A 5,783-nucleotide genomic window follows, 5' to 3' on the forward strand; every position below is an offset into this window, starting at 1 on the left:
CTTGAATTGCCAAGCGGTGTTGAAGTAGAGATCAAAGTTTGATAGACGCCCGGCCCACTGAAAGGTGTGGGACAACATAAAAAACACCATCCGGTAACCGGATGGTGTTTTTTGTTTTACTGGGAATTATTGGTGGTTATAATGATAACCCTATCCGGGAATAAAAAAAGTTGACATCTTAATTACTTTTGTCCTTTGTCTTTTCGTCCAAAGTCTAAAAGTCCAGCAGTCCCAAAATCCAATTGCGCTCGTCTGTGACGAGTGCTTAATATGGGTTTACGTTTATAACGTAAAACACATATTGAAATTAACAAGGTCAACTGGCGATACAATCGCCAAACCATATTAAGCACTCGTCACAGACGAGCGCAAGAATAAAAGTCCCCTTACAATGGCATATTCCCCGCTACCGCAAGCGTCCCGCTTGTGGTGCTGTGGTATTATCAGGATTACACAAGCGGGACGCTTGCGGTAGCGACCATTAAGCACTTGTCAAAGAAGAGTGCAAGAATAACAAGGTGCATTTAAATTTTGTCTTTGCGAGCGATAGCGTGGCAACCGCGAACTGTACAGCGAAAACTTGCACAGTTCGCGATTGCTTCGTTCCTTACAGCAATGACATTTTGGTTCTTTGTCTTTTGTCCTTTATCTAACAGTTCCAAAGTCCAACAATCCAGCAGTCCCAAAATCCGCGAGTCTCCTACAAAGGCATATTCCCATGCTTTTTCCGAGGATGGTTCACTACTTTATTTTCGAGCATTTTAAAGGCTTGTATCAGTTTGATGCGGGTTTCGGCAGGTTCTATCACCTCATCAATAAAACCACGTTCAGCGGCTCGGTACGGATTGGCAAAAGTATCAGAGTATAGCTGCTCCATCTCCAGCCATTTGGCTTCTTTATCTTTGGCAGCGTTGATCTCCCGTTTAAATATAATCTCGGCAGCTCCCTTCGCCCCCATCACAGCGATCTCAGCCGATGGCCATGCAAAGTTCATGTCGGCACCGATGTGTTTGGAGTTCATTACATCATAAGCGCCGCCATAGGCTTTGCGCGTAATTACGGTAATGCGCGGTACGGTGGCCTCGCAAAAAGCGTATAATAGTTTAGCACCATTGCTGATGATGGCGTTCCACTCCTGGTCGGTGCCGGGCAAAAAGCCGGGCACATCTTCAAATACTAACAAGGGAATATTAAAGCTATCGCAGAAACGCACAAAGCGCGCGGCTTTGATGGACGAGTGAATATCCAGAACGCCAGCCAAAAAAGCAGGCTGATTGGCAACAATGCCGATGCTGCGCCCCGCTAATCGGGCAAAACCAACCACAATGTTCTCGGCAAAATCTTTATGTATCTCCAGGAATGATCCACTGTCGATCACATGATCCATAATTTCGCGGATATCGTAAGGGGTTGAAGCAGCTTCGGGCAGCAGATCGTTTAATTCCGGCCGTAGTTCATTTTGTACCTCATAGGGTAAAGTTGGGGCTTTATCTTCACAGTTTTGGGGCATATAACTCAACAATGCCTTAATGTTCTGGATGGCTGCAATCTCATTGGCACAGGCAAAATGTGTTACGCCCGATTTGGTAGCGTGCGTATTAGCTCCACCAAGCTCTTCGGAAGTTACCTCTTCATGCGTTACCGTTTTTACCACATTGGGGCCGGTAACAAACATATAGGAGGTATGCTCCACCATTAAAATAAAATCGGTTATGGCGGGCGAATATACCGCGCCGCCGGCGCAGGGCCCCATAATGGCCGAAATTTGCGGAATTACGCCCGATGCCAGTGTATTGCGGTAAAAAATATCGGCATAACCGCCAAGGGAAACCACGCCCTCCTGAATACGTGCCCCGCCCGAATCATTAAGCCCGATCATGGGCGCGCCGTTCTTGAGGGCCAGATCCATGATCTTGCAGATCTTTTCGGCATGGGTTTCTGAAAGCGAACCGCCAAAAACAGTAAAATCCTGCGAAAACACGTATACCAGACGGCCGTTGATGGTGCCGTAACCGGTTACTACACCATCTCCAGGATATTTTTCTTTCTCCATACCAAAGTCTATCGAACGGTGGGTTACCAGCATCCCTATCTCCTGGAAAGAACCCTCATCCAGTAAAAAATGTAAGCGCTCGCGCGCGGTTAGTTTCCCTTTTTTATGCTGACTTTCAATACGTAATGTGCCGCCGCCTTCAAATGCCTTCTGACGTTTCTCCCTTAGTAATCCGAGCTTTTTATCCACAATTCAGGTTATTAGTAATAGGTTAAAAATAGTAATTAAATTGTAAGATTAGCTTAAAACAATATTGGCATAAGCTTTGATATTATTTTATTATATATTTGTAATAATGAAGATCAGGGATTTTAAAATACTGATAGTGGTAATGTTTATGGGTGTCTTTGCAATAAAGATGGCTATATCCCTTGCTCCTGTATTTTTATACCTTGATAACAAAACCGTGAGTGCGGTTATATTACAGCTGGAGCAGGAATCAAAAACCGAAAAGGACAGTCCCGATAAGGATATTTTTAAAGAAAAAAAGGGATTTGACGCTTATGACCTGCACAATACAGACTTTATAACCTTTGTTGTTGAAAACAACATACTCCACAACCGCGAACACGCCCTATATAAACAGGTATATCACCCTGTAGTACCCACGCCCCCGCCCAACGTTTAAATGAGTAACCGGATATTTCCCTATCCGGATAGTAACGCTTTACAATTCATTTAAATTTTCATTTCAATTATTGATCTTATGCAAACTAAGCAAGGTGATTTTGCTATGGGCAATCTCAACCTAAAAAAATATTTTTTACCCAAAAACTTAAAAAAAGACCTTCCATCAAGTATTGTTGTATTCCTGGTAGCCTTGCCATTGTGCCTGGGCATAGCGCTGGCCTCCGGAGCTCCTTTATTTGCCGGTTTATTAACCGGCATTATAGGCGGTATTGTGGTAGGTAGTTTTAGTGGTTCGCAACTGAGTGTTGCGGGGCCTGCTGCAGGCCTTACGGTTATTGTATTTAACGCCATAACCAGTCTGGGTACTTATGAAACATTTTTGCTTGCCCTGGTACTGGCCGGTGTTTTTCAGATGCTCCTGGGTATTTTAAAAGCGGGTACTATTGCCAATTACTTTCCCTCGGCGGTTATTGAGGGGATGCTTGCCGCTATCGGCATTATCCTCATCATGAAACAGTTTCCGCACGCGGTGGGTTATGATGCCAGCTTTGAAGGCGACGAAGGCTTTAAACAGGCCGATGATCATAATACTTTCTCGAGTATTACGCTGGCCTTCGCCCGGATCAATTATGGCGCTGTTATTATCGCCGTAGTTTCTTTACTGCTGATGATCTATTGGCCCAGGTTTAAAAAACTGGCTATTGTTCCGGCACCGTTGCTGGTTGTTTTGGCAGGTGTTGGTTTAAGCCTCGCTTTTTCGGGCACCAGCCTGGCCTTGCATGATAAGCAATTGGTACATATACCTATAGTGAACAGCAGCAGCGAGTTTTTCGGTTTGTTTAAATCGCCCGATTTTAGCGCTATTGGCAACAAGCAGGTTTGGATAACCGCCTTTACCATTGCCGTAGTAGCCAGCCTGGAAACCTTGCTTAGTTTGGAAGCCGTTGATAAGATCGACCCGATAAAGCGTGTATCACCTACCAATCGCGAACTGGTAGCTCAGGGAATTGGTAACCTTACCAGTGGCTTTTTGGGTGGCCTTCCCATGACCGCGGTAATTGTGCGCTCATCGGCCAATGTTAACGCCGGTGCACGTACCAAAATGAGTACTATTGTTCACGGCACAATGCTGCTTATTTCGCTGTTGTTTATCCCGGTACTTATTAATATGATACCACTTTCATGCCTGGCAGCCATACTGCTCATGACCGGTTATAAACTTGCCCGCATAAGCCTGTTTAAGCATATGTGGCATATGGGCCTGAGCCAGTTTATCCCTTTTGTGGTAACTATTGTAGCCGTGGTATTAACAGACTTACTGATTGGTGTAGGTATAGGTATGATGGTAGGTATATTTTATATACTGCGCACCAATTTACGCAACCCCTACTTCTTTCATATTGTGCATAACGGCGATAAGAAGGTGATCAGGATACAGCTTGCCGAAGAGGTTTCCTTTTTAAACAAGGCAGCTATACAGATTACGCTAACCAGTTTGCCCAAAGGCTCAGATGTGATCATTGATGGCTCCAACTCCAGGTATATTGACCCGGATGTATTGGAGATCATCCAGAACTACAAGCACAATGCCTACACTAAAGGCATCATTGTGCAATTACAGGACATAAAGGAGCAGTATGATATACCTCCTTTGAAAGAATTAATGTATAACCCTAACTAAGAAAAAACAAATGTCAACTACAGAAAATAATAAAAATGGCAAAGCTGCCATCGATACTAACGTTTTAAAACTGGCCCAAAGCGACAGCTATAACACCCTGATCAAAAACAACAGCCAATGGGTTGAACGTAAATTAGAGGAAGACGCCGACTATTTCACCAATCTGGCCAAGGGCCAAAGCCCTGAGGTACTGTGGATAGGCTGCGCCGATAGTCGTGTACCGGCCAATGAGGTTACCGGCACCAAACCCGGCGAAGTGTTTGTACACCGCAATATTGCCAACGTAGTGGTACACTCAGATATGAACATGCTGAGCGTGCTTGACTATGCCGTGAATGTGCTAAAGGTAAAACACGTTATAGTAGCCGGTCACTACGGCTGCGGAGGCGTAGCCGCTGCCCTGAGCAACAAACAGTTTGGCATAATTGACAACTGGCTGCGCCACATTAAAGATGTTTACCGCCTGCATGCAAATGAGCTTGATCGCATTACCGACCTTACCCAGAAGCAAAACCGCCTGGTTGAATTGAATGTAAGCGAGCAGGTATACAACTTGTGCAAAACCTCCATTATCCAAAATGCATGGATGGACCGTCATGACCTGGAAGTGCACGGCTGGGTAATTAACCTGGGTACAGGCCTCATCAAGGACCTGAAAGTTACCAGCAGCAATCCGCATAATTTAGGCTATGTGTACGAGTTTGATAACATCAACGCTGTAGCCCAGCATTAATTAAATATTAAAAACGCTTCGCTGCGCCTTGTCGCAGCGAAGGTTTATGTTTGGTTTGCCCCGGTTCATGAAAGTGGACGGGGCTTTTTTATGGAAGGTGGTTTTCCATTTTTTCAATTATCTGATGTTACCTTAAACACAAACACTACATTTGATTATCCTAAATTTCATTTTATGTATAAAGCCTTTTGTGGGTTATCGTTTATATTTTTACTTCTGTCTTCATGTAAAGGACAGTCAAATTCAAAAGTTTGGACAAAAAAATACGAACAAGGCTTGTACAACTATCTTGATTCTACTTCAAAACCATCTATGCCAATTGAATCTAAAAGATCAAAATATATTTTATTCATAATCAAACGGCTGAAACAAGAAATTCCTGATGGGTTGAATTCAGTTTCAAAGGATAGTCTTCATTCTTTGAATATAAGAATTGGCAGGGAATATGCGATGCTGGAGTATGGCACTGGCAATACTGAAATTATTCCATCTTATATGCCCTGGACACCTATGATCGAAAAAACATTCCGGGACGATTACACCGCACTTTTAAAAAACAAATACCCTAATACTATTAATAAATTTTGTGATTGTATGATCAATAAGTTCAAAGCGATTTATCCAGACTCGATTCTAATACCGGTTCCTAAGGATATTAATCTAAAGGTCTCGATGGATTGTAAGAG

The 5,783-nt window shown here is 43.6% G+C and carries 5 protein-coding genes; 4 read left to right on the forward strand and 1 reads right to left on the reverse strand.

The genetic code is table 11. The features are described from left to right. Positions 1-700: 700 nt before the first annotated feature. A complete protein-coding gene (locus tag AAGC65_RS24455) occupies positions 701-2,242 on the reverse strand; it encodes an acyl-CoA carboxylase subunit beta (protein ID WP_343115085.1) in 1,542 nt (513 codons plus the stop codon). Between the two features lie 106 nt (positions 2,243-2,348). Here AAGC65_RS24455 and AAGC65_RS24460 point away from each other — a divergent pair, with 106 nt between their 5' ends. The 4 genes from AAGC65_RS24460 to AAGC65_RS24475 form a co-directional block, all read left to right on the forward strand. Continuing rightward, entirely contained in the window at positions 2,349-2,681 is a 333-nt protein-coding gene (locus AAGC65_RS24460) for a hypothetical protein (RefSeq protein WP_343115086.1), read from the forward strand. 78 nt (positions 2,682-2,759) lie between these two features. Beyond that, positions 2,760-4,364 (forward strand): SulP family inorganic anion transporter, encoded by a 1,605-nt coding sequence (locus AAGC65_RS24465; protein ID WP_407940716.1) that lies wholly within the window; start codon positions 2,760-2,762, stop codon positions 4,362-4,364. A 10-nt stretch (positions 4,365-4,374) separates the two neighbouring features. Then, on the forward strand, positions 4,375-5,097 hold the full coding sequence (locus AAGC65_RS24470; RefSeq protein WP_343115087.1) for a carbonic anhydrase: 723 nt from the start codon (positions 4,375-4,377) through the stop codon (positions 5,095-5,097). Between the two features lie 174 nt (positions 5,098-5,271). Then, the coding region (locus tag AAGC65_RS24475; RefSeq protein ID WP_343115088.1) for a hypothetical protein at positions 5,272-5,783 on the forward strand (512 nt) is incomplete at its 3' end.

Origin of the sequence: Mucilaginibacter sp. (genome assembly GCF_039207105.1) — a bacterium.
In the GTDB taxonomy this organism is placed as follows: Bacteria; Bacteroidota; Bacteroidia; order Sphingobacteriales; family Sphingobacteriaceae; genus Mucilaginibacter.

Excerpts from the sequence above, each read along its gene's own strand:
- AAGC65_RS24465 (WP_407940716.1), top strand. The coding sequence starts at position 2,760 with ATGCAAACTAAGCAAGGTGATTTTGCTATGGGCAATCTCAACCTAAAA.
- AAGC65_RS24470 (WP_343115087.1), top strand. The coding sequence starts at position 4,375 with ATGTCAACTACAGAAAATAATAAAAATGGCAAAGCTGCCATCGATACT.
- AAGC65_RS24460 (WP_343115086.1), top strand. The coding sequence starts at position 2,349 with ATGAAGATCAGGGATTTTAAAATACTGATAGTGGTAATGTTTATGGGT.